The sequence below is a fragment of the Sodalis sp. RH19 genome, assembly GCF_047324215.1.
Classification (GTDB): Bacteria; Pseudomonadota; Gammaproteobacteria; order Enterobacterales; family Enterobacteriaceae; genus Acerihabitans.
Genome location: NZ_CP178734.1, coordinates 5,523,452 through 5,549,566 on the forward strand (window position 1 = coordinate 5,523,452; position 26,115 = coordinate 5,549,566).

20 protein-coding genes, 1 other RNA gene and 1 pseudogene are annotated in these 26,115 nt (G+C 60.5%); 17 read left to right on the top strand and 5 right to left on the bottom strand.

Features of this window, described 5'->3' with window-relative positions:
• Positions 1–120: 120 nt before the first annotated feature.
• Positions 121–2,115, top strand: coding sequence for a transketolase (gene tkt, locus ACL2XF_RS24945; protein ID WP_413727707.1), 1,995 nt, complete (start codon positions 121–123; stop codon positions 2,113–2,115).
• Between the two features lie 110 nt (positions 2,116–2,225).
• Here tkt and ACL2XF_RS24950 read toward each other — a convergent pair whose 3' ends face one another.
• A complete protein-coding gene (locus ACL2XF_RS24950) occupies positions 2,226–2,984 on the bottom strand; it encodes an SDR family oxidoreductase (protein ID WP_410013583.1) in 759 nt (252 codons plus the stop codon).
• Between the two features lie 1,055 nt (positions 2,985–4,039).
• On the opposite strand from ACL2XF_RS24950, the gene pgk reads away from it, so the two are divergent.
• The 5 genes from pgk to ACL2XF_RS24975 all read left to right on the top strand — a co-directional run bounded on the left by pgk (position 4,040) and on the right by ACL2XF_RS24975 (position 9,268).
• Positions 4,040–5,203, top strand: a complete 1,164-nt coding sequence (gene pgk, locus ACL2XF_RS24955; protein ID WP_410013584.1) for a phosphoglycerate kinase — start codon at positions 4,040–4,042, stop codon at positions 5,201–5,203.
• A gap of 116 nt (positions 5,204–5,319) precedes the next feature.
• The gene (fbaA, locus tag ACL2XF_RS24960) at positions 5,320–6,396 is read left to right on the top strand and encodes a class II fructose-bisphosphate aldolase (RefSeq protein WP_410013585.1); all 1,077 of its coding nucleotides are present in this window, start codon (positions 5,320–5,322) and stop codon (positions 6,394–6,396) included.
• Positions 6,397–6,599: 203 nt separating this feature from the next.
• Entirely contained in the window at positions 6,600–7,517 is a 918-nt protein-coding gene (gene mscS, locus ACL2XF_RS24965; protein WP_413727708.1) for a small-conductance mechanosensitive channel MscS, read from the top strand.
• 204 nt (positions 7,518–7,721) lie between these two features.
• Positions 7,722–8,351, top strand: a complete 630-nt coding sequence (locus ACL2XF_RS24970) for a LysE family transporter (protein WP_413728859.1) — start codon at positions 7,722–7,724, stop codon at positions 8,349–8,351.
• 191 nt (positions 8,352–8,542) lie between these two features.
• Entirely contained in the window at positions 8,543–9,268 is a 726-nt protein-coding gene (locus tag ACL2XF_RS24975; protein WP_410013587.1) for an oxidative stress defense protein, read from the top strand.
• A gap of 55 nt (positions 9,269–9,323) precedes the next feature.
• Here ACL2XF_RS24975 and ACL2XF_RS24980 read toward each other — a convergent pair whose 3' ends face one another.
• Positions 9,324–10,217: a LysR family transcriptional regulator ArgP gene (locus tag ACL2XF_RS24980; protein WP_410013588.1), complete on the bottom strand. Its 894-nt coding sequence runs from the start codon at positions 10,215–10,217 to the stop codon at positions 9,324–9,326.
• 217 nt (positions 10,218–10,434) lie between these two features.
• Here ACL2XF_RS24980 and rpiA point away from each other — a divergent pair, with 217 nt between their 5' ends.
• Both rpiA and serA read left to right on the top strand, forming a co-directional pair.
• Positions 10,435–11,091, top strand: coding sequence for a ribose-5-phosphate isomerase RpiA (gene rpiA, locus ACL2XF_RS24985; protein WP_410013589.1), 657 nt, complete (start codon positions 10,435–10,437; stop codon positions 11,089–11,091).
• A 315-nt stretch (positions 11,092–11,406) separates the two neighbouring features.
• Positions 11,407–12,639 carry a phosphoglycerate dehydrogenase gene (serA, locus tag ACL2XF_RS24990; protein WP_410013590.1) on the top strand — a complete coding sequence of 411 codons (1,233 nt, stop codon included), beginning with the start codon at positions 11,407–11,409 and terminating at the stop codon, positions 12,637–12,639.
• 130 nt (positions 12,640–12,769) lie between these two features.
• On the opposite strand, the gene ACL2XF_RS24995 is transcribed toward serA, so the two are convergent.
• From ACL2XF_RS24995 to zapA, 3 genes are all read right to left on the bottom strand, one after another.
• Positions 12,770–13,369: a 5-formyltetrahydrofolate cyclo-ligase gene (locus tag ACL2XF_RS24995; protein ID WP_410013591.1), complete on the bottom strand. Its 600-nt coding sequence runs from the start codon at positions 13,367–13,369 to the stop codon at positions 12,770–12,772.
• A 230-nt stretch (positions 13,370–13,599) separates the two neighbouring features.
• A non-coding RNA gene (gene ssrS / locus ACL2XF_RS25000) (6S RNA) lies at positions 13,600–13,783 on the bottom strand.
• 40 nt (positions 13,784–13,823) lie between these two features.
• Positions 13,824–14,153: a cell division protein ZapA gene (gene zapA / locus ACL2XF_RS25005; RefSeq protein ID WP_410013592.1), complete on the bottom strand. Its 330-nt coding sequence runs from the start codon at positions 14,151–14,153 to the stop codon at positions 13,824–13,826.
• A gap of 213 nt (positions 14,154–14,366) precedes the next feature.
• Here zapA and ACL2XF_RS25010 point away from each other — a divergent pair, with 213 nt between their 5' ends.
• From ACL2XF_RS25010 to ACL2XF_RS25050, 9 genes and pseudogenes are all read left to right on the top strand, one after another.
• The gene (locus ACL2XF_RS25010) at positions 14,367–14,948 is read left to right on the top strand and encodes a YecA family protein (RefSeq protein WP_410013593.1); all 582 of its coding nucleotides are present in this window, start codon (positions 14,367–14,369) and stop codon (positions 14,946–14,948) included.
• A 62-nt stretch (positions 14,949–15,010) separates the two neighbouring features.
• Positions 15,011–16,324, top strand: a complete 1,314-nt coding sequence (gene pepP, locus ACL2XF_RS25015) for a Xaa-Pro aminopeptidase (RefSeq protein WP_413727709.1) — start codon at positions 15,011–15,013, stop codon at positions 16,322–16,324.
• 3 nt (positions 16,325–16,327) lie between these two features.
• Entirely contained in the window at positions 16,328–17,506 is a 1,179-nt protein-coding gene (gene ubiH, locus ACL2XF_RS25020; protein WP_413727710.1) for a 2-octaprenyl-6-methoxyphenyl hydroxylase, read from the top strand.
• 43 nt (positions 17,507–17,549) lie between these two features.
• A complete protein-coding gene (ubiI, locus tag ACL2XF_RS25025; protein ID WP_413721418.1) occupies positions 17,550–18,764 on the top strand; it encodes an FAD-dependent 2-octaprenylphenol hydroxylase in 1,215 nt (404 codons plus the stop codon).
• A gap of 355 nt (positions 18,765–19,119) precedes the next feature.
• The gene (gcvT, locus tag ACL2XF_RS25030) at positions 19,120–20,217 is read left to right on the top strand and encodes a glycine cleavage system aminomethyltransferase GcvT (RefSeq protein ID WP_413721417.1); all 1,098 of its coding nucleotides are present in this window, start codon (positions 19,120–19,122) and stop codon (positions 20,215–20,217) included.
• Positions 20,218–20,243: 26 nt separating this feature from the next.
• Positions 20,244–20,636: a glycine cleavage system protein GcvH gene (gene gcvH, locus ACL2XF_RS25035; protein WP_410013598.1), complete on the top strand. Its 393-nt coding sequence runs from the start codon at positions 20,244–20,246 to the stop codon at positions 20,634–20,636.
• Between the two features lie 141 nt (positions 20,637–20,777).
• Positions 20,778–23,642 (top strand): aminomethyl-transferring glycine dehydrogenase, encoded by a 2,865-nt coding sequence (gcvP, locus tag ACL2XF_RS25040; protein ID WP_413727711.1) that lies wholly within the window; start codon positions 20,778–20,780, stop codon positions 23,640–23,642.
• 339 nt (positions 23,643–23,981) lie between these two features.
• A pseudogene (gene eptB, locus ACL2XF_RS25045) lies at positions 23,982–25,635 on the top strand (kdo(2)-lipid A phosphoethanolamine 7''-transferase).
• Between the two features lie 110 nt (positions 25,636–25,745).
• On the top strand, positions 25,746–25,946 hold the full coding sequence (locus tag ACL2XF_RS25050; RefSeq protein WP_413727712.1) for a hypothetical protein: 201 nt from the start codon (positions 25,746–25,748) through the stop codon (positions 25,944–25,946).
• The last annotated feature ends 169 nt before the right edge of the window (positions 25,947–26,115 follow it).

The following is a 26,115-nucleotide window of genomic DNA, read 5'->3' on the forward strand; positions in this document are numbered from 1 at the left end:
ATACAATTATGACCTTTTTAGGGTACATTTATCGATATTTTCACAGTCTCTGAAGTTAAGTGATTGATTTTATGATGGCTTGGGCAACGAGACACTATTCAATCCGAAACGGAGTAATTCATGACATCCCGAAAAGAGCTGGCTAACGCCATCCGCGCGTTAAGCATGGACGCGGTGCAAAAAGCCAAATCCGGCCACCCCGGCGCCCCGATGGGCATGGCGGATATCGCCGAAGTGCTGTGGCGCGACTACCTCAACCATAATCCCGCCAATCCCAAATGGGCCGACCGCGACCGCTTTATCCTCTCCAACGGCCATGGCTCCATGCTGCTTTACAGCCTGCTGCACCTGACCGGCTATAACCTGCCCATCGAGGAGCTGAAGAACTTCCGCCAGCTGCATTCCAAGACCCCGGGCCACCCGGAATACGGTTATACCGCCGGCGTGGAGACCACCACCGGGCCGCTGGGACAAGGCATCGCCAACGCGGTGGGCATGGCGATAGCCGAGCGCACCCTGGCGGCGCAGTTTAACCGTCCGGGCCATGACATCGTCGACCACCATACCTATGTGTTTATGGGCGACGGCTGCATGATGGAAGGCATCTCCCACGAGGTCTGCTCGCTGGCCGGCACCATGAAGCTCGGCAAGCTGACGGCGTTCTACGACGACAACGGCATTTCCATCGACGGGCATGTGGAAGGCTGGTTCAGCGACGACACCGCCTCGCGTTTCGAAGCCTATGGCTGGCATGTGGTGCGCGGCGTCGACGGCCACGACAGCGCGGCGTTGAAAGCGGCGATTGATGAGGCGCGCGCGGTAACCGACCGGCCGTCGCTGCTGATGTGCAAGACGGTGATTGGTTTTGGCTCGCCGAACAAGGCCGGCTCCCATGAAGCGCACGGCGCGCCGCTGGGCGAGGCGGAAGTGGCCGCCACGCGCGTGCAGCTGGGCTGGAACTCTCCGGCGTTCGAGATCCCGCAGGATATCTACGCCCAATGGGATGCCAAAGAAGCCGGCGCGGCCAAAGAAGCCGCCTGGAACGATAAGTTCGCCGCCTACCGCAGCGCGTTCCCGGCGCTGGCGGCGGAGTTCATCCGCCGCACCGAAGGCCGCCTGCCCGCCGACTGGCAGGCGAAGAGCCGGGCGTATATCGAAAAACTGCAGGCCAACCCGGCCAATATCGCCAGCCGTAAAGCCTCGCAGAACGCCCTGGACGCCTTTGGCCCGGATCTGCCGGAACTGCTGGGTGGTTCGGCCGACCTGGCGCCGAGCAACCTGACGCTCTGGGCGAAATCCGTCTCCCTGGGCGACGATAAGGCGGGTAATTATATTCACTACGGCGTACGCGAGTTCGGCATGACGGCGATCGCCAACGGCCTCGCGGTGCACGGCGGCTTCGTGCCCTACACCGCCACCTTCCTGATGTTCGTGGAGTATGCCCGCAACGCGGTGCGCATGGCGGCGCTGATGAAAATCCGCTCCATCTACGTGTATACCCATGACTCCATCGGGCTGGGCGAAGATGGCCCGACGCATCAGCCGGTGGAGCAGTTGGCGAGCCTGCGGCTGACGCCGAACATGCGCACCTGGCGCCCGTGCGATCAGGTGGAATCCGCCGTGGCCTGGCAGCAGGCGGTGGAGCATGCCACCGGTCCGAGCACCCTGGTGTTCTCGCGCCAGAACCTGACGCAGCAGCCGCGCAGCGCGCAGCAGTTGGCCGATATCGCCCGCGGCGGTTATGTGCTGAAACACTGCGACGGCACGCCTGAGCTGCTGATTATCGCCACCGGTTCGGAAGTGTCGCTGGCCGTGTCGGCGTGGGAAACGCTCAGCGCCGAAGGCCGCCGGGTGCGGGTGGTGTCGCTGCCGTCGCCGGAGGTATTCGATCTGCAGGACGCGGCATACCGCGAAGCGGTGCTGCCGAAGGCGGTGAGCGCGCGGCTGGCCATCGAGGCCGGCATTGCCGATTACTGGTACAAGTATGTGGGCCTGAACGGCGCCGTCGTCGGCATGACCAGCTTTGGCGAATCCGCGCCGGCGGAGGAGCTGTTTACCCTGTTCGGCTTCACCGCCGAAAACGTGCTGGACAAGGCGCGCACGCTGCTGGCGTAGCCTGCTGGCCTCCTCGTCACGACGCTTAAAGGCACCTGCGGGTGCCTTTTTTTATTGGCGCGCCGGCGGGCGCGCTAAGCCCCCGCCGGCACGCCGCTATCCCGCTGGCCTCAGCCCGGGTTCATGGCGGCAAAGGTGGCGTCGTAGCGACCCTCCCGCTCGGCCCAGCGCCGGGCCCTGTCGCGCTCGACCAACACTTCGCCCCGGGGGTGATCTCCCGAGGCCAGCAATTGCATGACCTCCGCTACATAAGCCGCGAGCGGAACCGCGCGCGGGTCGCGAGCCTGCCGATCGCCCGTGAGCCCGGTCTGTACGTAGGGCGGCGCCAGTTCCAGCACATCGATGGGAATATGGCGCAACTGATGGCGCAGCGATTGTAACCAGGAGTGCAGGAAGGCCTTGCTGGCGCAATACGTCGGGAAATCGGCGCGGGGTACGAAGGCTAGGTTGGAACTGGTGGCCATGATGACCGCGTCCGGCCGCCCTTGCAGCACCGGCAGAAACGCGGCGGTAACGCGCAGCACGCCCATGATATTGGTTTCCACGATGTCCCGGGCGTCGGAAACATCCCAGCCGGCCGCGGTCATGTCCTCCGCCCGCGAGATACCGGCGTTGGCGATAAGCACGTTGAGCTCAGGAAAGCGCGCGCGCACGTCGCCGGCGAGGCGGGACAAGGAGGCCGGATCGTTAAGATCGAGGGACATCCCGACCATGCCGGGCCTGCCCGCCGTGATTTCATCAAGCAGGGCCTGCCGGCGCCCCGTGACGACGACCTTATTGCCCAGGTCGTGGAAGGCATCGGCCAGCCCGCGGCCGATGCCGCTGGTGCCGCCGGTGATAAGGATAGTGTTGCCGGTCATTTTCATCATTCGTCGCTCCTGTATTGTATTGTGATCGTATGCTTATGGTCTGACCGCCTCCCGACTCACCCTGCAAATGGCGAGGAGGAGAACGGCCGGGGCGCAAACGCGTCCCCGCGTGATGGCGGGTTGCCCGCGCGGCCAGGGACTGAGCACGACTGTCCGGAACAAATATAAAATCATGACGCACCGCGGGCGATCGGGCGAAATAAGGGGCGGTGACGGCAAGTAACGCCGGAAAGGCCAGAGCCAGGGTAATCGCGGGGGAATGCCCCGGCAAGACAGCGGTACGAGACAGGCGGACGAATGCGAAAAAAGGGGATGATGTCATGATAAAGCGCCTTTAGTGACCCCGAGACACTCCCTGCTGGGATCCTCTCGGCAAAGGACGCGTTGGATGACGGTAACGCCTACGACAGCGCCATGCGGGCAACTGTGCGAACGATTATTACGTGGATGTTCCTTATCGTCAATATCTGAATTTTTCCCCGACAAATGCACAAAAAAACACCGTTTTAACCGGCGGAAACGGATCTGCGTCACATATTTGGCAAAATTATTCCGCTGCTATCTAATTTTGATTATTCTAGCTGAAGCGTTTCAGTTGACGGTGGCGCCGGCGGTTTTATTCATCAGCGCCGCCTCCGCCAACCACGGGGCCCCAGGCAGTGATCACCCGCGTGGCTCCTGGCCGCGCGCTCATTTTGACCGCCGCCGGCCGGCGCGGAATTATCGCAAAAAGCGGCATGGGACGCATTTCGTGGTATAGTTGACTGTATAACATGCTCTACAATCATGACCGCTTTTCAACGTTATCCTCGGCCGTCCTGACGGACGGCGGCCTGCCACGGGGCGCGTGAGCACGAGACGCAACGTTTCCCCCAGGCCGGTATGTTAAAAAATAACGGTGATGAAACAAGGGCAGACAATAAACAGACACAGGGCTGCGCCAATGGAGAGGTTCTCCCGCCAGGCGCGGACCGTAAGCGGCTTCTCGGCCGGCGGGCGACGATGCGCCTCCCGCCGTTCAGGCAATTTTCCAAGAATCAACAAGAGGGTTCACCATGGCTGTAATTAAGATGACCGATCTGGATCTGGCTGGTAAACGCGTGCTTATCCGTTCTGATCTGAACGTTCCGGTTAAAGACGGGAAAGTCACGTCCGACGCGCGCATCCGCGCGTCCCTGCCCACCATTGAAGCCGCCCTGAAACAAGGCGCGAGCGTCATGGTGACGTCCCATCTTGGTCGTCCGACCGAAGGCGAATACAACGAAGAGTTTTCTTTGCTGCCGGTAGTGAATTACCTGAAGGAACATATGTCCGCGCCGGTACGCCTGGCCAAGGATTATCTGGACGGCCTGGAAATCAAGCCGGGCGAGCTGGTGGTGCTGGAAAACGTCCGCTTTAATAAAGGCGAAAAGAAAGACGACGAAACCCTGGCGAAAAAATACGCCGCACTGTGCGATATCTATGTCATGGACGCCTTCGGCACCGCGCACCGCGCCCAGGCCTCTACCCATGGCGTGGGAAAATTCGCGCCTATCGCCTGCGCCGGCCCGCTGCTGTCCAATGAACTTGAAGCGCTGGGCAAGGCTCTTGGCAACCCGGCGCGCCCGATGGTGGCCATTGTCGGCGGATCCAAGGTGTCGACGAAACTGACCGTGCTGGACTCCCTGTCCAAAATTGCCGATCAGCTGATTGTCGGCGGCGGCATCGCCAATACCTTTATCGCCGCCCAGGGCCACAACGTGGGCAAATCCCTGTACGAAGCCGATTTGATTCCTGAAGCGAAGCGCCTGCTGCAGACCTGCCAGATCCCGGTTCCGACCGATGTCCGCGTCGCCACCGAATTCTCGGAAACCGCGCCGGCCACCCTGAAATCCGCCAGCGAGATCAAAGACAACGAGCAGGTGCTGGATTTGGGCGATGTGTCCGCGCAGCAGCTGGCCGATATCCTGAAAAAAGCCAAGACCATTTTGTGGAACGGCCCGGTGGGCGTGTTCGAGTTCCCTAACTTCCGCAAAGGCACCGAAATCGTGGCCAACGCCATTGCCGACAGCGACGCGTTTTCCATCGCCGGCGGCGGCGACACCCTGGCCGCCATCGATCTGTTTGGCATCGCGGACAAAATTTCTTATATTTCCACCGGCGGCGGCGCGTTCCTTGAGTTCGTGGAAGGCAAAAAACTGCCGGCCGTGGTTATGCTTGAAGAGCGCGCAAAACAATAACGCATTAGCGAGCCGGGCGCGGCATCAGGGCGCCCGCAAACATCGTTGCGAATGCAGGCTAGGGCAACGGTATTTGATTCCCTCCATCAATGGCCTACAGAACAGGACAAAGCAATATGTCTAAGATTTTTGATTTTGTAAAACCAGGCGTCATCACCGGTGACGACGTACAAAAAGTATTTGCCGTGGCGAAGGAAAACCACTTTGCCCTGCCCGCCGTTAACTGCGTAGGCACGGATTCCATTAACGCCGCGCTGGAAGCCGCCGCGAAGGTACGCGCGCCGATTATCGTTCAGTTCTCCAACGGCGGCGCGGCTTTTATCGCCGGTAAAGGCCTGAAGGTCGAAGGCCAGACTGCCGCGGTTCTCGGCGCTATCGCCGGCGCGCTGCATGTCCATCATATGGCGGAGCATTACGGCGTGCCGGTTATCCTGCATACCGACCATTGCGCCAAAAAACTGCTGCCCTGGCTTGACGGCCTGTTGGACGCGGGTGAAAAACATTACGCCGCCACCGGCAAACCGCTGTTCTCCTCGCATATGATCGATCTGTCCGAAGAGCCGCTGGAAGAAAACATTGAAATCAGCGGCAAGTACCTGGCCCGCATGGCCAAGCTGGACATGACGCTGGAAATCGAACTGGGCTGCACCGGTGGTGAAGAAGACGGCGTGGACAACAGCCATCTGGATAACTCCGCGCTGTATACCCAGCCGGAAGACGTGGCCTACGCGTATGAAAAGCTCAACGCCATCAGCCCGCGTTTCACCATCGCCGCCGCCTTCGGCAACGTGCATGGCGTTTACAAACCGGGCAACGTTAAGCTGACCCCGAAAATTCTGGATAACTCGCAGAAATTCGTTTCGGAAAAATTCGGCCTGCCGGCTAACTCCCTGAACCTGGTGTTCCACGGCGGCTCGGGCTCAACCCCGGAAGAAATTAAAGAAGCGGTGAGCTACGGCGTCGTGAAAATGAACATCGATACCGATACCCAATGGGCAACCTGGGAAGGTATCCTGAAGTATTACCACAAGAATGCCGGCTACCTGGAAACCCAGCTGGGCAACCCGGAAGGCGACGACAAACCGAACAAGAAATTCTACGATCCGCGTGCCTGGCTGCGTGCCGGACAGGTCTCTATGGCTACCCGCCTGGAACTGGCGTTTCAGGAATTGAATGCGATAGACGTGCTGTAATTTTTCCGCCGTCATTGCCCTTCTCTAAAGGCCTCCCGTGTGGAGGCCTTTAACGTTATGATAAGGCGCATTATTTTCGGCCGTTTTTCCACCTGACGTTGGCAGTCATCCGATTATTGGTTACGCTTAAAAGGCTCCGTTGTTGCCGGCACGTCAGCGCCGGCAGGTTTTTTTTTGCAATACACCAGAGTGGGATGACCTAAATGGAAGATCTAAACGTAGTCGATAAAATCAATGACGCCGGCAGCTGGCTGGTCAATAACCAGCAATTATTAATCCATTACGCGGTGAACATCGTCGCCGCCATTATCATTCTGATCGTCGGGATGCTGGTTGCGGGCGTCATTTCGCGCACCCTCAACAAACTGATGAGAACGCGCCACATCGATATTACCGTGGCGGACTTTCTCTCCGCCATTGTCCGTTACGGCATCATCATTTTCACCATTATCGCGGCCCTGGGGCGCATCGGCGTGCAGACCGCGTCGGTGATTGCGGTTATCGGCGCCGCCGGCCTGGCGGTAGGCCTGGCGCTGCAAGGCTCGCTGTCCAATTTCGCCGCCGGCGTGCTGCTGGTGACCTTCCGCCATTTTCGCGCCGGGGAGTATGTCGATTTCGCCGGCACCGCCGGCACCGTGCTGGTGGTGCAGATCTTTTCCACCACGCTGCGCACCTTCGACGGCAAAATGATCGTGGTGCCCAACAGCAAGATCCTGTCCGGCAATATCACCAACTTCTCGCGGGAACCCAACCGGCTGATCGATTTGATTATCAGCGTGAGCTACGACGCCGATATCGAACAGGTGAAAAGCCTGCTGACCGATATTATCGCAGCCGACAACCGCGTGCTGAAAGATAAGGGTATTACCGTGCGCCTCAACGCCCTGGGGGCCTCGTCGCTCGATTTTATGGTCCGCGCCTGGGTACCGCGGGATGCGCTGCAAAACGCCACCTTCGACCTGCTGGAAAGCTTTAAACGCGCCCTTGACGAGCACCAGATCGGCATTCCCTATCCGCAAATGGATGTGCATATGTATCGCGCGCCCAAGCCCAAATCCGAGGCGGCGGCCGAGGGCGGCCATTCGCCCGCGGCCCCGGCTGCGCCGCGGCAACCCTCCTGAGAGGCCTTGCCGCTAAACCCGCCGGCGCGGCGGGTTGTCACGCCATGCCGGCGGTCAGCCTTGCCCGCTGCCGCACAGGTGATCAGATTATAAGCAATGCTAATGCAAGATTAATTTATTCCATTTCAACTGATATCCGCTTCTGATTACACTAGCGCTACTTTTTATTGGCAGCAGGCGGTGAGCGACGTGTGGGTTATTTTTATGCAGGGTTTTGCGTTGGGCATGGCGACCATTGTGCCCCTTGGGCCGCAGAATATCCTGGTGATGAACCAGGGCATACGGCGGCAATATCATTTGCTGATCGCCACTTTGTGCCTGTTAAGCGATATGGCGCTGATTATCGCCGGCGTTTTTGGCAGCAGCGCGCTGCTGTCGCAGTCGCCCATATTGTTGCAGGGCGTGACCCTGGCGGGGGTGGCGTTTTTGGCGGTGTATGGCTTTTGCGCGCTGAAAAACGCCTGGCGCGGGGAAGGGGATGACCGCGCCGGTGTCCCGGGCGAGGTCTTCCGCCCGTCGCGGCGGCGCATTATCCTTACCATGCTGGCGGTGACCTGGCTCAATCCCCACGTTTACCTGGATACGCTGGTGGTGCTGGGCAGTATCGGCGGGCAACTGGAGCCGGCGGCGCGGCGCTGGTTCGCCGGCGGCACCATCGGCGCGTCCCTGGTATGGTTCTATGGCCTGGCCATGCTGTCGGCGCGTCTGGCCCCCTGGCTTAACCGCGGCCGGGTGCAGCGCGGGATCCAGTTATTCGTCGGCGTGGTGATGTGGCTGGTGGCGCTGCAGTTGGCGCGCCAGGCCTGGCAGATGTTTACCGCGCAGCCGGTGTAGTGCCCGGGGCGTGGCGCTGCATGAGATTGCGAACTTATCCTATATTTTAACGCAACGGCAACGATTATGCTGGGTGCCGATAATCACATAACGGTAAATAAGCGCAAAGGGCGTTGTTTTTAGATGAAAATGCGCAATCATAGGCGGTATTTTCATTTATATTCAGCGCATTTTGCCGCACAGGAGACGTCATGAAGGTCAAAGCATTGCTGTTAACCACCCTGTTGGGATTAGGATCGTTTACGACCCAGGCGCTGGCCGCCGAGCTTCCCGCCGGGCCGCATGTGATCACCTCCGGCACGTCAAGTGTCGAGGCGACGCCGGATATCGCCACCCTGACCATCGAAGTGTCGATTTCCTCGAAAGACGCCGCCGACGCTAAAAAACAGGTGGACGCGCGCGTGGCGCAATATTTTGATTTTCTTAATAAAAACGGCATCGAAAATAAAGATATCGACGCCGCGAACCTGCGCACCCAGCCGGAATATGATTTTTTAAAGACCGGGGAATCGGTGCTGAAAGGCTATCGCGCCGTGCGCCAGGTGCAGGTCACGCTGCGCCAGCTTGATAAGCTCAATGAACTGCTGGACGGCGCGCTGAAATCCGGCCTGAATGAAATCCGCTCCGTCGAGCTGGGCGTGGCTAATCCGGACGCCTACCGCGATCGGGCGCGCAACAAGGCGATTGAAAACGCCACTTCCCAGGCCCGTTCGCTGGCGGAAGGCTTTAAAGCCACCCTGGGGCCGATTTTCAGCATTCGTTACCATGTGGCGAACTACCAGCCGGTGCCGGTGGCGCGGATGTTTAAGACCAACGAGGCCATGTCGCAGACCGATGCGGCCCAGACCTATGTCCAGCAGGCGATCCATTTTGACGATCAGGTGGATGTCGTGTTCGAGCTGCAACGCCAGCCCTAGGCGGCGGGTGTGGCCGATGCGTCCCACTGCGGGGCGCGCCGGCGCTGTGCGGCCCTCAGGCCTGGCGCAAGACCTGCCGGCCATGGGAGAGCAGGGCGTCGGTCACTTTGCGCATCATGCGGCTTTCCGGCGCAAACCGATGCCAGAACAGCATGCGGCGCTGGTATAGGCCCGGCGTCAGGTCTATCAGTTCGCCCGTCGCCAGCTCCCGTTCGATTTGCAGATGCGGGATCATGCAGCAGGTCGTGCCCTGGCGCGCCAGCTGCACGAAGGCTTCCGATGAGTTGACGATATGGCAGGGCACGCTGCCCGGCGGCAGGTCAAAGTTCTGCTGCAAAAACGCCTGGTGCATATCGTCCAGATGGTCAAACGCCACCGCCGGCGCTTTCAGCAGCGCGCTGCGCGTCACGCCGTGGGGGAAATAACGATCGGCAAAAGGCTGGGATGCCACGAACAGATAATCCAGGGCGCCCAGTTGATCCACCAGGCAGCTCGGCAGCGGCTGGGGCTGGATACTGACCGCGCCCACCACTTCGCCGCGCCTTAGCCTTTCCTGGGTACGCGTTTCATCTTCCACCTGTAAATTAAGGCGGATAGGCGAATCGGTCAGCACCGGTTTCAGCGCCGGCAGCAGCCAGGTCGCCAGGCTGTCGGCATTCACCGCCAGCGACAGCAGCAGCGGCGTGTCGCTGCCGTTATCGGTGCCCAGCCATTCGTCCTCCAGCAATTCCACCTGATGCAGCAAGGCCAGCAGCTTTTGCCCTTGTTCGGTGGGCCGTGGGGGAATGGTACGCACCAGCAGCGGCTGGCCGAACAGGTTTTCCAGTTGTTTTATGCGCTGCGATACCGCGGATTGGGTGATACATAATTTTTGCGCGGCGCGTTCAAAACCCCGTTCCCGTATCACGGCGTCAAGCGCCTGCAGCGTCCGATAGTCCGGGCGTTTCATTCTTTATCCCCTGCGTCGATATCTCTGTGCATCAATAGGTACTTTTTGGTCACCGGTTTTCACTATGCCATAGATTGACCCGGTTGCGGACGCAAAATTTCAGCCGTGTCAGGCGCGGGCATCCGGGATGCGGCGGGTTGTGGCGGAATTCACGCCATCGGCGATGATATTGTTTTATAATACCGCCCACTTTCCGTAGCCAAGGGCTTAATTATTTATGACGCAGGATGAACTGAAAAAGGCGGTGGGCTGGTCGGCATTGAAGTATGTGAAACCGGGCACGATCGTCGGCGTCGGCACCGGGTCCACCGCCGCGCATTTTATCGATGCCCTGGGCAGCATCAGGAATCAAATCGAAGGGGCGGTCTCCAGTTCGGACGCCTCCTCGGCCAAGCTGAAGAGCCTCGGTATCCCGCTGCTGGATCTCAACAGCGTCGACGTGCTGGACATCTATGTCGACGGCGCCGATGAAATCAACGGCCAGATGCAGATGATCAAAGGCGGCGGGGCGGCCCTGACGCGCGAAAAAATCATCGCGGCGGTCGCGCGTAAATTTATCTGTATCGTCGATGGATCCAAACGGGTGGACGTCCTGGGCAATTTTCCCCTGCCGGTGGAAGTGATCCCGATGGCGCGCGCCTATGTGGCGCGCGAGCTGGTGAAACTGGGCGGATTGCCGGAGTACCGCCAGGGCGTGGTAACCGATAACGGCAATATTATCCTGGACGTGCGCAACCTGCGCATCCTGGACGCGGTGGCCCTGGAAGACAAAATCAACAGCCTGCCCGGCGTGGTGACCGTGGGCCTGTTTGCCCGGCGCGGCGCGGATGTGGCGCTGATCGGCACCGCCGGGGGCGTTCAGGTTATCGAGTAACGGGCCGGTTTTACCGCCGCCCGGCGCCGCCGCCGGCTTGCCACGCCGGCGGCGGCGGATGTTAATTTTGTTTACATAGCATCTTTTATCGCCGCAGGCGAAATTCAGTGATAAATGTCACATTTATGCCATCGGCCTGCTATATATATGACGCTTCTCCACCAGACCAGAGGATTTATCCATAGCAATCGCTTATGGCTGCGTCTTATGCTGTCTTAAGGATAAACGGCCCTGTTGCCGCCACGGTAATTTTTGTTATTTTGTCCGGGTGCTGTGTGTTGCAGTCGCATCTGAAGTCTCAAAAAGGGTCGGGAAATGGCAAAAGTATCGCTGGAAAAAGATAAGATTAAGTTTCTGTTGGTCGAAGGTGTTCACCCCAGCGCGGTGGATAACCTGAAACGCGCCGGTTATACCAATATTGAATACCATAAGGGCGCGCTGGATTCCGCGGCACTGAAAGCCTCCGTGCGCGACGCGCACTTTATCGGCATCCGATCCCGTACCCACCTGACGGAAGACATCTTTGCCGCGGCGGAAAAACTCGTTGCCGTCGGCTGCTTTTGTATCGGCACCAATCAGGTCGATCTGAAAGCCGCGCTGAAAAAAGGCGTGCCGGTATTCAATGCGCCTTTTTCCAATACCCGCTCCGTGGCGGAATTGGTGCTCGGCGAAATGCTGCTGATGATACGCGGCGTCCCGGAGGCCAACGCCAAGGCGCACCGCGGCCAGTGGAACAAGCAGGCGAGCGGCAGCTATGAAGCGCGCGGCAAGAAACTGGGCATCATCGGTTACGGCCATATCGGCACCCAGCTGAGTATCCTGGCGGAAGGCCTGGGGATGCAGGTGTTCTATTACGATATCGAGAGCAAACTGTCCCTGGGCAACGCGCGCCAGGTGGATTCGCTGCCTGAGCTGCTGGGTATGTGCGACGTGGTCTCCCTGCATGTGCCGGATACTCAGTCCACCCGCAATATGATGGGCAAGGACGAATTCGGCCATATGAAACCGGGGTCGCTGTTTATCAATGCCTCGCGCGGTACGGTGGTGGATATCCCGGCCCTGTGCGACGCCCTGGCCAGTAAACATATCGCCGGCGCCGCCGTGGACGTGTTCCCCGAAGAGCCCGCCACCAACAGCGATCCGTTCAACTCGCCGCTGTGTGAATTCGATAATGTGATCCTGACGCCGCATATCGGCGGCTCCACCGAGGAAGCGCAGGAAAATATCGGCGTGGAGGTGGCGGGCAAACTGGCCAAATACTCCGATAACGGCTCGACCCTGTCGGCGGTCAATTTCCCGGAAGTCTCGCTGCCGGAACATGGCGATAACGTCAGCCGTTTACTGCATATCCATGAAAACCGTCCCGGGATCCTGACCCGCATCAACCAGATTTTTGCCGAGCAAAGCATCAATATCGCCGCCCAGTATCTGCAAACCACGCCCGAAATCGGTTATGTGGTCATTGATGTGGAAACCGATACCGAAAATACCGCCCTGCAGCTGCTGAAGGCGATACCCGGCACTATCCGCGCCCGCCTGCTGTACTGATAGCTGCGCGCCTGACGTGGTCGACCCCAGCCCCGGCTTAGCAAGCCGGGGTTTTTTTATGGGTACCGCCCGCTTACCGCGCACGCCGGGTACACCACCGGGCCAAGGGCTGCCATCCGTCCCCGGCGGTTTACCAGCGCCAGTGCCGCGACGGGGTAACAATTTCCGGCAACGGGATATCCCAGGGCTCCGCCGGTATGGCGTCCACCTGCTGGCAATCGTGGGCCAGCCCGATGGGGTAGAAGCCGGCGCCGCGCCGCCAGTGCCGCAGGGTGCGATCGTAAAAGCCGCCGCCCATGCCCAGGCGCTGGCCCCGGGCATCAAAGGCCACCAGCGGGGTAAACAGGATATCGAGATGCCGCGCCGGCAAGAGTTGGGTCACGTCCAGCCGCGGCTCGCTGATATGCAGGCGGTTCAGCACCAGCGGCGTATCGGGCCTGTAGCGCAGGAACAACAGGTGGCCCGGGCTGAAAGGGTGCAGCACCGGCAAATAGACGCGCTGGTCGCGTTGCCAAAGCGCCTCAATAAGCGGCCGGGTATCCAGCTCGCCGTCAAACGATAAAAACAGCGCCAGGCTGCGGGCCGCGGTAACCCGCGGGTCGGCCAGCAGGGTTTTGACCAGCGCCGCGGCCGCAGCGGCCTGTTCGCCCGGGGTGAGCCGGCGGCGTTGCCGGCGGATATGGTTGCGGATACTTTGCCGCTGCAGGGACGTTTCGGGCGACTGGGTCATGGCTGATTACGCGCTATACCGGAAAAAGAAGGTAATAAAGTATGTCATAAAGACGGTCCGGGGGGATGTCATAACGTACGCGGATAAAGAAATCGGGTCTGAAAAAACGCTGTCGGGGAATAGCGTGTGGCGGGGGGGAAGAAGCCTGATACGCCGTGCCGAGAGCCGTACCAAGCCGCGCCGCTGACGCGCGCGTCCGCTGCTGATGCAAACCGACGCTACGCTATAAAGGGATCTCCGAGATGCCGCCGCAGGCTGTAACCCTTGAACCCATGGTTCAAGGTGAACGCAGCGTTATAACCTTAAGGCTTCTCGGACGAACCGAGCTTGCGCACCAGTTACAGATCGCCACATTCTTGTGGTAAAAATTATCGGCTCAGGGGACGGGCCCGCTGGCGAACACCTCAGAGAAATTTTGTATTCCTGTTCCGCGGGATTTTCCCGGCGGCTATCGTTACTCGAACTGCGTGCCTGGTCGCTCGGAGATACGGCCCTGTTCTACCAGTGCCTGCTCAATCGTCTGCTGCAGTAACCGGATCCGCTGTTCCATGTTGGCGGCGTAATCACGGGTTTTAACTCTTTCCTGCGCCAGTTCGTGGCATACGTTCAGTGCCGCGATAAAAACAAGCTGTTCTGTATTGGTGACTCTAGTGCGAACTTTGAGATCTTGCAACCGCTGATTAAGATCTTCCGCCGCCTGGTTCAACGCTTCTTGTTGTTCCGGCGGGCAATTTACCCTTAACGTGCGGCCAAAAATTTGAATATCTACCGGTTGTGCGGACATACCACCTTCCTGCTTTGTTACCGCGCCGACGCCAGGCCACTCCCGTTTCACCATTGCGGGAGCACAGGGCGGGCGCAACTATACTCTATATCCATGCGCTATATCAAACAGAAGAATCCATATAAAACAGAAGATACACGCCCTTTCTGGTATAGCTACGGACCTTGGTGGTAGCATAACACGAACTTATCCTGCCAACGACGATGAAAGCGCATGTCTATACAAAATACCTTTCCCGACTACGATAACCTGACCCAACTGCTTAACCAACAGGCCGTGGCGCTGACGCCGGCGGAAATGCATGGTTTGATAAGCGGCATGCTGTGCGGCGGCAACAAGGATCACAGTTGGCAGACGCTGGTGCACGAGCTGACCAACGAGGGCATGGCCTTTTCCCAGACCCTGGCCGACCCGCTGCGCCAGCTGCACGAAGCCACCGCGCAAACCCTGGACGACGAGGAGTTTATGTTTCAGCTGCTGCTGCCCGACGACGACCGCGCCACGGTATTCGAGCGCGTGGACGCGCTGGCCGGCTGGGTAAATCATTTCCTGCTGGGGCTGGGCGTGATGCAGCCGCAGCTGGATAAAATCAAGGGCGAGCTAAAGGAAGCCATCGACGATCTGCGCAATATCGGCCAGCTCGGCTATGACGAAGATGAAGATCAGGAAGAGCTGGCGCAGTCGCTGGAGGAAGTCGTTGAATACGTGCGTATGGCCGCCATTCTTTGCCATAATGGATTTACCCGCTCGGAGCACGCCGGCCCGCTGGAAAAGCCAAAGCCGACGCTGCACTGATCGCCGCAACCGGCAGCACCGCCCGTTGAATTGTTGAGAGTATGGCAAGGCAGGAGAGAGTGATGACATCACAAGAATTTTTACGCCGCCGGCAGGCATTGTTGGCCAACATGGCTCCGGCCAGCGCCGCCGTCATTTTTGCGGCGCCGGAGGCGACGCGCAGCGCCGACAGTGAATATCCCTATCGCCAGAATAGCGACTTCTGGTATTTCACCGGGTTCAACGAACCGGAGGCGGCGCTGGTGCTTATCAAAAGCGACGCGACCCATTCGCACAGCGTGCTGTTCAACCGGGTGCGCGATCCCGGCGCCGAGACCTGGTTCGGCCGCCGCCTGGGCCAGGAGGCCGCCCCGGCCAGACTTGCCGTGGACCGGGCCTTGCCGTGGGACGAAATCAATCATCAGTTGCACCTGCTGCTGAACGGACTGGATGTGGTCTATCACGCCCAGGGACAATACGCCTTTGCCGATACCCTGGTGTTTAACGCCCTCGATACCCTGCGCCGCGGCTACCGTCAGCATTTGCGCGCGCCCGCCACGCTTACCGACTGGCGCCCCTGGGTGCACGATTTCAGGCTGGTTAAATCGGCGGAGGAGCTGGCGGTCATGCGCCGCGCCGGCGAAATCACCGCGCTCGGGCATACCCGCGCCATGCGGGCCTGTCGTCCGGGGCAGTATGAATACCAGCTGGAAGGCGAAATCCTGCATGAATTCAACCGGCACGGCGCCCGCTATCCTTCCTACAATACCATCGTCGGCAGCGGCGAAAACGGCTGTATTCTGCACTACACCGAAAACGAGGCGCAGATGCGCGACGGCGATCTGGTGCTTATCGACGCCGGCTGTGAATACCAGGGGTATGCCGGCGATATCACCCGCACCTTCCCGGTGAACGGCAAGTTCAGCCCCGAGCAGCGGGCGCTGTACGACATAGTGCTGGCGATGCTGGAGAAATCCCTGGCGTTGTACCGGCCGGGCACCAGTATCCGCGAAGTCAATGAACAGGCGGTGCGGGTTATGGTCTCCGGGCTGGTGGCGCTGGGCGTAATGAAGGGCGACGTGGACGGGCTTATCGCCGCCCAGGCCCACCGGCAGTTCTTTATGCACGGCTTAAGCCATTGGCTGGGGCTGGATGTGCACGACGTCGGCGACTACGGCACCCCGGAGCGGGGCAGGACCCTGGAGCCGGGCATGGTGCTGACCATCGAGCCGGGCATTTATATCGCCGCGGACGCGGATGTGCCGCCGCAATATCGCGGCATCGGCATCCGCATCGAGGACAATATCGTTATCACCGAACAGGGCAACGACAACCTCACCGCATCGGTGGTCAAGGACCCGGATGCCATCGAAGCGCTGATGGCGGCGGCGCGCTAGCCTATGTCGGTGATCATTATCGGCGGCGGCATGGCCGGCGCCACCCTGGCGCTGGCCTTGTCCCGCCTGACCGGCGGGCGGCTGGAGATCGATTTAGTGGAAGCGGCCGCGCCGGAAAACCGGCGCCATCCCGGTTATGACGCCCGCGCCATCGCCCTGGCCCAGGGCACCAGCCAGCAATTAACCGCCATCGGTGTCTGGCCTTCGCTGATGTCCTGCGCCACGCCCATCACCCGTGTCGAGGTCAGCGATAGCGGCTATCCGGGTAAAGTCTCGCTGTCCGCGCGCGATTACCGCGTACCCGCGCTGGGTTATGTGGTGGAGCTGCACGACGCCGGGCAGCGTTTATTTGCCCTGCTGCGCCAGGCGTCGGGGGTAAGGCTGCACTGCCCCGCGACGCTTACGGATATTACCCGCCGCCAGGACGATATCCTGGCGCGGCTTGACAACGGGACGGAGCTGACCGGCTCGCTGCTGGTGGCGGCGGACGGTTCGCACTCGCAGGCGGCGCGCCATTGCCATATGCAGTGGCGCCAGGAGGACTATGGGCAACTGGCGATTATCGCCAATGTCACCACCGCTGAGGCGCATCAGGGCCGGGCTTATGAGCGTTTTACCGAACATGGGCCGCTGGCCATGCTGCCCATGTCGCAGGGGCGCAGCGCGCTGGTGTGGTGCCTGCCGCAGTCCATGCGCCAGGAAATCACCGGCTGGAGCGAAAGCCGGTTTATCGACGCGCTGCAAGCCGCCTTCGGCTGGCGGCTCGGGCGTATTACCGCCTGCGGGCAGCGGCAGTGTTACCCGCTGCAGCTGCGCACCGCCACGCGCCAGGTAAGCCATCGGCTGGCGCTGGTGGGCAACGCGGCGCAAACCCTGCATCCTATTGCCGGCCAGGGGTTCAACCTGGGCTTGCGTGACGTGATGACCCTGGCGGAAACCCTGGCCGAGGCCCTGGCGCGGGGCGAGGACCCGGGCGCCTACGCCACCCTACAGCGCTATCAGCAGCGCCGTCTGCCCGATAAGGACCGCACGATCGGCATTACCGACGGCCTGATACATTTGTTTGCCAACCGGCATCCGCCGCTGGTGGTGGCGCGTAACCTGGGTCTTGCCGCCATGGCCGCTTCGCCGGGGCTGCGCGACGCGCTGGCGCGGCAAACCCTGGGCTGGGTGGCGCGTTAGCACCCTTACGCTGGTTCCCGGTCTTTAAAAGGATATTACAGTTATGCAAGCATTTGACGTGGTCATCAACGGCGGCGGCATGGTCGGCCTGGCGCTGGCCTGTGGACTCCAGGGCAGCGGCATGCGCGTGGCCGTGCTGGAACAACAGGCGCCGGAGCCGGTGCCGCCGGCCGATAGCCCCGCGCTGCGGGTATCGGCCATCAACGCCGCCAGCCAGCGCCTGCTGGAACACCTGCAGGTCTGGGACGATATCGTCGCGCTGCGCGCCAATCCCTATCAGGGCATGCAGGTCTGGGACAACGATGGCTTCGGCAATATCGCCTTTGACGGTAAACAGCTGGGCTACGCCCATCTGGGCCATATCGTCGAGAACCCGGTTATCCACCAGGCGCTGTGGCGCCGGGCCGGGCAGCTGTCCGACGTGACGCTGCTGTGCCCGCGCGCGCCGCGCCAGATTGCCTGGGGCGAGAACGAAGCGTTTATCACCCTCGACGACGGCGGCATGCTGACCGCCCGGCTGGTGGTGGGCGCGGACGGCGCCAACTCCTGGCTGCGCCGCTACGCCGATATTCCGCTGACCTTCTGGGATTACCAGCATCACGCACTGGTGGCCACCGTGCGTACCGAACATCCGCACGGCGGCATTGCGCGCCAGGCCTTTCACGGCGACGGCATCCTGGCGTTCCTGCCGCTGAGCGATCCGCATCTTTGCTCCATCGTCTGGTCCCTGCCGCCCGAGATGGCGCAGTCGCTCCAGGAACAGGCGCCGGCCGGATTTAACGCGCAGCTGGCTGCGCACTTCAACCTGGCGCTGGGGTTATGCGAATTGCAAAGCGAACGGTTAACCTTTCCCCTGACCGCCCGCTATGCGCGGGATTTCGCCGCCCACCGCCTGGTGCTGGTGGGCGACGCGGCGCATACGGTCCATCCGCTGGCCGGGCAGGGGGTAAATCTCGGTTTTATGGACGTGGCGGAACTGCTGTCGGAGCTGCGCCGGCTGCAGCAGGCCGGCAAGGATATCGGCCATCATCCCTACCTGCGGCGCTATGAGCGCCGTCGCAAGCATAGCGCTGCCGTGATGCTGGCCGGCATGCAGGGGTTCCGCCAGTTGTTCGACGGCAATAACCCGCTGAAAAAATGGGTGCGCGACGCGGGACTGCGCCTGGCCGATACGGTACCCGGGGTCAAACCCCGGCTCATCCGCCAGGCCATGGGGTTAAACGATCTGCCTGCATGGCTGGAACCGGGCGCGGTTTGACTGAAATAAACTAATTTAACCCGCTATTTTGCATTATATTTTCTAATCCGATATCGGGAATAAAGTCTTTGCCCCTGACCAAAGTCAGGGTTTTTTGTTATCATATTTTGCTTTTGACGGCCGGCATTTATTGTTTGTGCGCCGTATTCGCCACTTTGCCAACATAACATGCTGATTCATGCCTATCCCCTCCGCCTGCACCGCCCTGGCCGCAGGATAATTTAATTTATGGTTTCCCCTGGGATTCAGTGGTAACTTCTGGCAAAAGGTATCGTTTGCGCCGCCGGATTCGCTGTGGGCGTCGCGGCGTAAAATTCAATTTTACAGCTCCTGATTTGACGACAAAGAGGACGAGATGGCCCAGCTGACATCGTTGTATGAACAGCACATAGCGTGCGGCGCGAAAATGGTGGACTTCCATGGCTGGATGATGCCGCTGCACTATGGCTCCCAGCTGGAGGAGCATCACCAGGTGCGCCGCGACGCGGGCATGTTTGATGTGTCCCATATGACCATCATCGATTTAACGGGTCCGCGCACCCGCGAATACCTGCGCTACCTGCTGGCGAACGACGTGGCCAAGCTCACCGTGCCCGGCAAGGCGCTCTATAGCGGCATGCTGAACGCCTCAGGCGGCGTTATCGACGATCTGATCGTCTATTTCCTCGAAGAGACTTATTTTCGCCTGGTGGTGAATTCCGCCACCCGCGACAAAGACGTCACCTGGGTGACCGACCACGCGGCCCCCTACGGTGTGTCGGTACGGGTACGCGACGACCTGGCGCTGATTGCCGTACAGGGCCCGCGGGCGCAGGAGAAAGCGCGCACGCTGTTTACCCCCGCGCAGCAGGCGGCGGTGGCCGGGATGAAACCGTTCTTCGGCGTGCAGTCGGAGGATTTATTTATCGCCACCACCGGTTATACCGGCGAGGCGGGATTTGAAATTGCGCTGCCGAAAACCGAGGCGGAGTCCTTCTGGCGCAAACTGCTGGCGGCGGGCGTCAAACCCTGCGGCCTGGGCGCGCGCGATACGCTGCGCCTGGAAGCCGGCATGAACCTGTACGGCCAGGAAATGGATGAGCGTATTTCTCCGCTGGCGGCCAACATGGGCTGGACCATCGCCTGGCAGCCCGAGGATCGGGATTTTATCGGCCGCGAGGCGCTTGAAGCCCAGCGCCGCGCCGGCACCGACCAACTGGTCGGCCTGGTGATGACGGAAAAAGGTGTGCTGCGCAACGACCTGACGGTACACTTTACCGACGCCGACGGTAATATGAAAACGGGCGTGATAACCAGCGGTTCGTTCTCGCCCACCCTGGGTTTCAGCATTGCCCTGGCCCGCGTGCCCGCCGGTATCGGCGAGCACGCCATTGTATTAATCCGTAACCGCGAAATGCCGGTTAAGGTCACCAAACCTGGTTTTGTGCGCGCCGGTAAACCGGTCGTTCAATAATTAACTTTGCAAGAGTGAGGAAGGCAATGAGCAATGTGCCGCAAGAACTAAAATATACCCCCTCCCACGAATGGGTGCGCAACGAAGGTAACGGCGTGTATACCGTCGGCATTACCGAACATGCCCAGGAACTGCTGGGCGATATGGTGTTTCTCGACCTGCCGGACGTCGGCACATCCTTCGCCGCCAGCGACGATTGCGCGGTAGCCGAATCAGTGAAAGCCGCCTCGGATATCTATGCGCCCATCGGCGGCGAGATCGTGGCGGTGAACGAAGAGCTGGAAGCGTCGCCGGAACTGGTGAACAGCGCGCCCTACACCGAGGGCTGGTTGTTCCAGATCAAGGCCGACGACGAAAGCGAGGTCGCCGGATTGCTTGACGCCGAGGCCTATGAGGCCACGCTCGACGAAGACGAATAACCACCGCCGAGACCCGGTCCCGCACGGTTAATTAGCCGTCCGGAGGCCAACAGGCGGGACAGGGCGTTGGAATACCGGCCCCTGTCCCTGCCGAGCACGTTGCCTTTCCCCGTCCCATGCCCGATGCAGGAATTGTTGTTTATGACCCAGACTCTCAGCCAGCTTGAACACCATGACGCTTTTATCAAGCGTCATATCGGCCCCAGCGCGCAGCAGCAGGCGCATATGCTGTCGGCTATCGGCGCCGCGACGCTCGACGCGTTGATTGGCCACATCGTCCCGGCCGACATCCAGCTGCCGGCGCCTCCGGCGGTCGGCGATGCGGCCACGGAATCCCAGGCGCTGGCGGAGCTCAGGGCCATGGCGGGTCTTAACCAGCGGTTTAAAACCTATATCGGCATGGGCTACAGCGCGGTGGTCACCCCGCCGGTGATCCTGCGCAACATGCTGGAAAACCCGGGCTGGTACACCGCCTATACGCCTTATCAGCCGGAGGTCGCCCAGGGGCGCCTTGAGGCCTTGCTGAATTTCCAGCAACTGACCCTCGACCTGACCGGGCTGGATATCGCCTCCGCCTCGCTGCTGGATGAAGCCACGGCGGCGGCGGAAGCCATGGCGCTGGCCAAGCGCGCCAGCAAGCTCAAACAGGCCAACGTGTTTTTTGTCGCCGACGATGTCCATCCGCAAACGCTGGACGTGGTGCGCACCCGCGCCGAGACCTTCGGTTTCGAGGTGATCACCGGCCCGGCCCCGCGCGCGCTGGAACAGCAGGGCGTCTTCGGCGTGCTGCTGCAACAGACGGGCACCACCGGCGAACTGCATGATTACCGCGCGCTGCTGGCCGAACTGAAAACCCGTCACATCATCAGCTGCGTGGCGGCCGATATGATGGCGCTGGTACTGCTGGCGGCGCCGGGCGCGCAGGGGGCCGACGTGGTGTTCGGCTCTTCCCAGCGTTTCGGCGTGCCCATGGGCTACGGCGGCCCGCACGCGGCGTTTTTCGCCGCCCGTGACGACGTCAAGCGCTCCATGCCGGGACGTATTATCGGCGTGTCCCGCGACGCGGCCGGCAGTACCGCCCTGCGCATGGCGATGCAAACCCGCGAGCAGCATATCCGCCGCGAAAAGGCCAACTCCAATATCTGCACCTCGCAGGTACTGCTGGCCAATATCGCCGGCCTGTACGCGGTCTACCACGGTCCGGAAGGATTGAAACGCATCGCCGCGCGCATCCATCGCCTGACCGCCATCCTGGCTTCCGGCCTGACGGCGGCGGGACTGACGCTGCGCCATGCCCGGTGGTTCGATACCCTTACCGTCAATGTGGCGGATAAAGACGCGGTGATAAGCCGCGCGCTGGCCCGCGGCATTAACCTGCGCGCCGACCTGGACGGGGCGGTGGGGATAACGCTTGATGAAACCACCGGCCGCGACGACCTTGCCGCGCTGTACGGCGTGGTGACCGGCGGCGACGCCGTGCTGGATATTGACGCCCTTGATCGCGCGGTCGGGGAGGTCATCCCGGCGGATCTGCTGCGCGCCGCGCCCATCCTGACGCATCCGGTGTTTAACCGTTACCACAGCGAAACGGACATGATGCGTTATATGCATCAGCTGGAACGCAAGGATCTGGCGCTTAACCAGTCGATGATCCCGCTCGGCTCCTGCACCATGAAGCTGAACGCCGCCGCCGAGATGATCCCCATCACCTGGCCGGAGTTCGCCGAGCTGCATCCGTTTTGTCCCGTCGGGCAGGCGGCCGGCTACCAGCAGATGATCGCTCAACTCTCCCGCTGGCTGGTGCAGCTTACCGGCTATGACGCGCTGTGCATGCAGCCCAATTCGGGCGCGCAGGGAGAATACGCCGGCATGCTGGCCATACGCCGCTATCATGAGAGCCGCAACGAGGGCAACCGCCGTATCTGCCTGATCCCCAGCTCCGCCCACGGCACCAACCCGGCGTCCGCCCAGATGGCCGGCATGTCGGTCACCGTGGTGGCCTGCGATAAAAACGGCAATATCGATTTACACGATTTGCGCCGGAAAGCCGAACAGGCCGGCGACCAGTTGTCATGCATCATGGTGACCTACCCGTCGACCCACGGCGTATACGAAGAGACCATCCGCGAAGTCTGCCAAATCGTGCACCAGTTCGGCGGCCAGGTGTATCTGGACGGCGCCAATATGAACGCGCAGGTCGGCATCACCTCGCCGGGCTTTATCGGCGCCGACGTTTCGCACCTGAACCTGCATAAAACCTTCTGCATTCCCCACGGCGGCGGCGGCCCGGGCATGGGCCCCATCGGCGTGAAAGCGCATCTGGCGCCGTTTGTGCCGGGGCATGCCGTAGTACATATCGACGGCGTGCTGACGCGCCAGGGCGCGGTATCCGCCGCCCCGTTCGGCAGCGCCTCGATCCTGCCGATCAGCTGGATGTATATCCGCATGATGGGGGCCCAGGGACTCAAGCAGGCCAGCCAGGTGGCGATCCTGAACGCCAACTATATCGCCAGCCGGTTGCAGTCCGCGTTTCCGGTGCTGTATACCGGGCGCGACGGCCGCGTCGCCCATGAATGCATCCTGGACATCCGGCCGCTGAAGGAAGCGACCGGCATCAGCGAGATGGATATCGCCAAGCGCCTGATCGATTACGGTTTCCACGCCCCCACCATGTCTTTCCCGGTGGCGGGAACGCTGATGGTCGAGCCCACCGAATCCGAAAGCCAGGTGGAACTGGATCGCTTTATCGACGCGATGCTGGCCATCCGCGGTGAAATCGACCGGGTGGGCAGCGGCGAATGGCCGCTGGCGGACAATCCGCTGGTCAACGCGCCCCATATCGAGCGCGAGCTGACGGGCGCGTGGTCCCATCCCTACAGCCGGGAAACCGCGGCGTTTCCCGCGGGCTTCGGCAATAAATACTGGCCGAGCGTAAAACGCCTGGATGATGTGTACGGCGATCGCAATTTATTCTGCTCCTGCGTGCCGATCGACGATTATCAATAGGCGCTGACCGGCGCTGTCCCCGCTCCCCCGTCCGCGCCGCAGCGGGCAGGGGCGCGGACTTTGCCGCCGCTGCTGGGTAGCCCGGCCCGGGCGGCGATCGCTCCTGCGCTGACGCCCATTGCCGCTGTTTTACCCCGCCTGCCCCGGCCGACAACACGTGTTGTTACATCATATCGCCTGATATTCGCCTGGCTAAATGAACCACCTGAGCTGTATGGGGGTCCGATAAGGATTATCCCTTGTCTGAAATTATGAAGACGTTAAAGATGGCCCGGCGGAGCGTGCTTAAGTACGGGATGTGCTTATCCGCGGTCATTTATACTGAGAAAAATAGAATTAATGAGAAAGCTTCTGCAACTATCCCAACTGAAAATTTCCCTGTTTATCGCTTTTTATATCGGGATTATTCTTAACATACCCATTCTGATCCGCCGCTACCAGCAACTGCAATATAATAATGCCTTGTCGGTGGCTATCGAAGTGCTGGCATTGTTTTCACTGGTGTTTTTGTTGACCATGCTGCTCTCGCTGCTGGGCAAGACACTCTATCGCGTACTGGTCACCCTGGTGGTGGTCAGTTCGGTGGCCGCCAGTTATTACATGGTGCTGTACAACGTGGATATCGGCTACGGCATCCTGGCCGCCGTGATGACCACCGATGTGGACCTGTCAAAGGAATCGGTGGGTTACCACTTCTTTATCTGGGTTATCCTGGTCAGCCTGATCCCCCTGGCGCTGATTTGGCTGGCGCCGATGCCCGAAGCGGCGCTCAGGCGCAGCAACGTCAGGCATATTTCCAAAAAAGGGCTGCTGATCGTTACCGCCGCCCTGTGCTGCTGGCTGCCGCTGAAGCTGATGGGCCAGGTACAGGACCAGCACGATCGCGAGAATAACCGCACCATGGCCAGCTACGGCGGCGTGGTCGCCGGCTCCTACTCGCCGTCAAACTGGCTGTCGGCGCTCGGCATGCTGATCTACAGCTCCTATAGCCAGGCGGAGGACAGCCGCAAGCTGTACGATCCGGCGCAGCATTTTACGTATGTGGCGCCGAAGGATGTCAAGGATCTGTATGTGGTGTTTATCATCGGCGAGAGCGCGCGCCGCGACCATATGGGCGCCTACGGCTACCAGCGCGATAATACGCCCAACCTGGACAAGGAAAAGAACCTGGCGCTGCTGCAGGGCTACTCCTGCGATACGTCCACCAAGCTCTCCCTGCGCTGCATGTTTGTGCGCGAGGGCGGCGCGTCGGAAGCGCCGCAGCGCACCCTGAAAGAGATGAACGTCTTTTCCGTATTAAAAAAACAGGGCTTTAGCTCCGAGCTGTTTTCCATGCAGAGCGAGGCCTGGTTCTATAATAAGGTGATGGCCGACGACTATGCCCTGCGGGAAACCATTCAGGCGGAAAAACGCAACGCGGGCGAGCCGGTGGACGATATGGCGCTGGTGGACGAACTGCACGATTCCCTGGCGCGCCATCCCGACGGCAAGCACCTGATCGTGCTGCATACCAAGGGTTCCCATTATATGTATACGGAGCGTTATCCGCGCCAGTTCGCCCGTTACCAGCCGGAATGCCAGGGCATCGACGATGCCTGCTCCACCGAGGAACTGGTCAATTCCTATGACAACAGCCTGCTGTACACCGACTATTTCCTGAAACAGGTCTTCGATCAGCTGCGCGATCGTAACGCCATCGTGTTCTACGCCTCCGATCATGGGGAATCCATCGCGGAAAATATGCATTTCCACGGCACGCCGCGCGATCATGCGCCGATTGAACAACGCACCATCCCCATTATGGTCTGGGCCTCGGACGGCTTCCTGCGCGGGAGCGATCACCAGGCGGCGTTTAGCCGGTCTGCGCGCCCTCGCGGCGGCCAAGACGCCGGTATTCCATGAAAAACTCTATGACAGTATCTTAGGCTGCATCGGCTTTACCTCCCCCGACGGCGGCATCGTCAAGCAGCGTAACTGGTGCCAGACGCCCTAGGCCGCGGCGTCCAGGTCAGAGATGGCCTTGGCGAGACGCCGGTGATGCCCGGGGATCTGATTTTTCAGTCATCACGCCCGATACCCGGCACAAGGCACCCTGTGCCGGGTATGGCGGACACCCACGGTGTTGACATCGCGCATGCTGCATGTCTACTCATTGTCGATACCTTTACCTATAAGGTTGTTATGCATACCCAGGCGGTTTTACAAAAATGGGGCAATAGCATTGCGCTGCGTTTATCCGGTAACCTTAAAACCATCCCGCATTTCGAAGCGGGGGATACGGTGGATATCGAGATGAGCGAGTAAGGATTAGTCATTCAAAAAGCCCATAAAAAACGGTTCCGGGAATCCGACCTGTTAATGGGACTTGCCGCGTATACCGCCCATGCCGACGATCTGGCGGCGCCCATCGCTGGGGAGCTGGATTACTGATGTTTATTCCTGGACGCGGCGATATTTGCTGGCTGGATTTTGC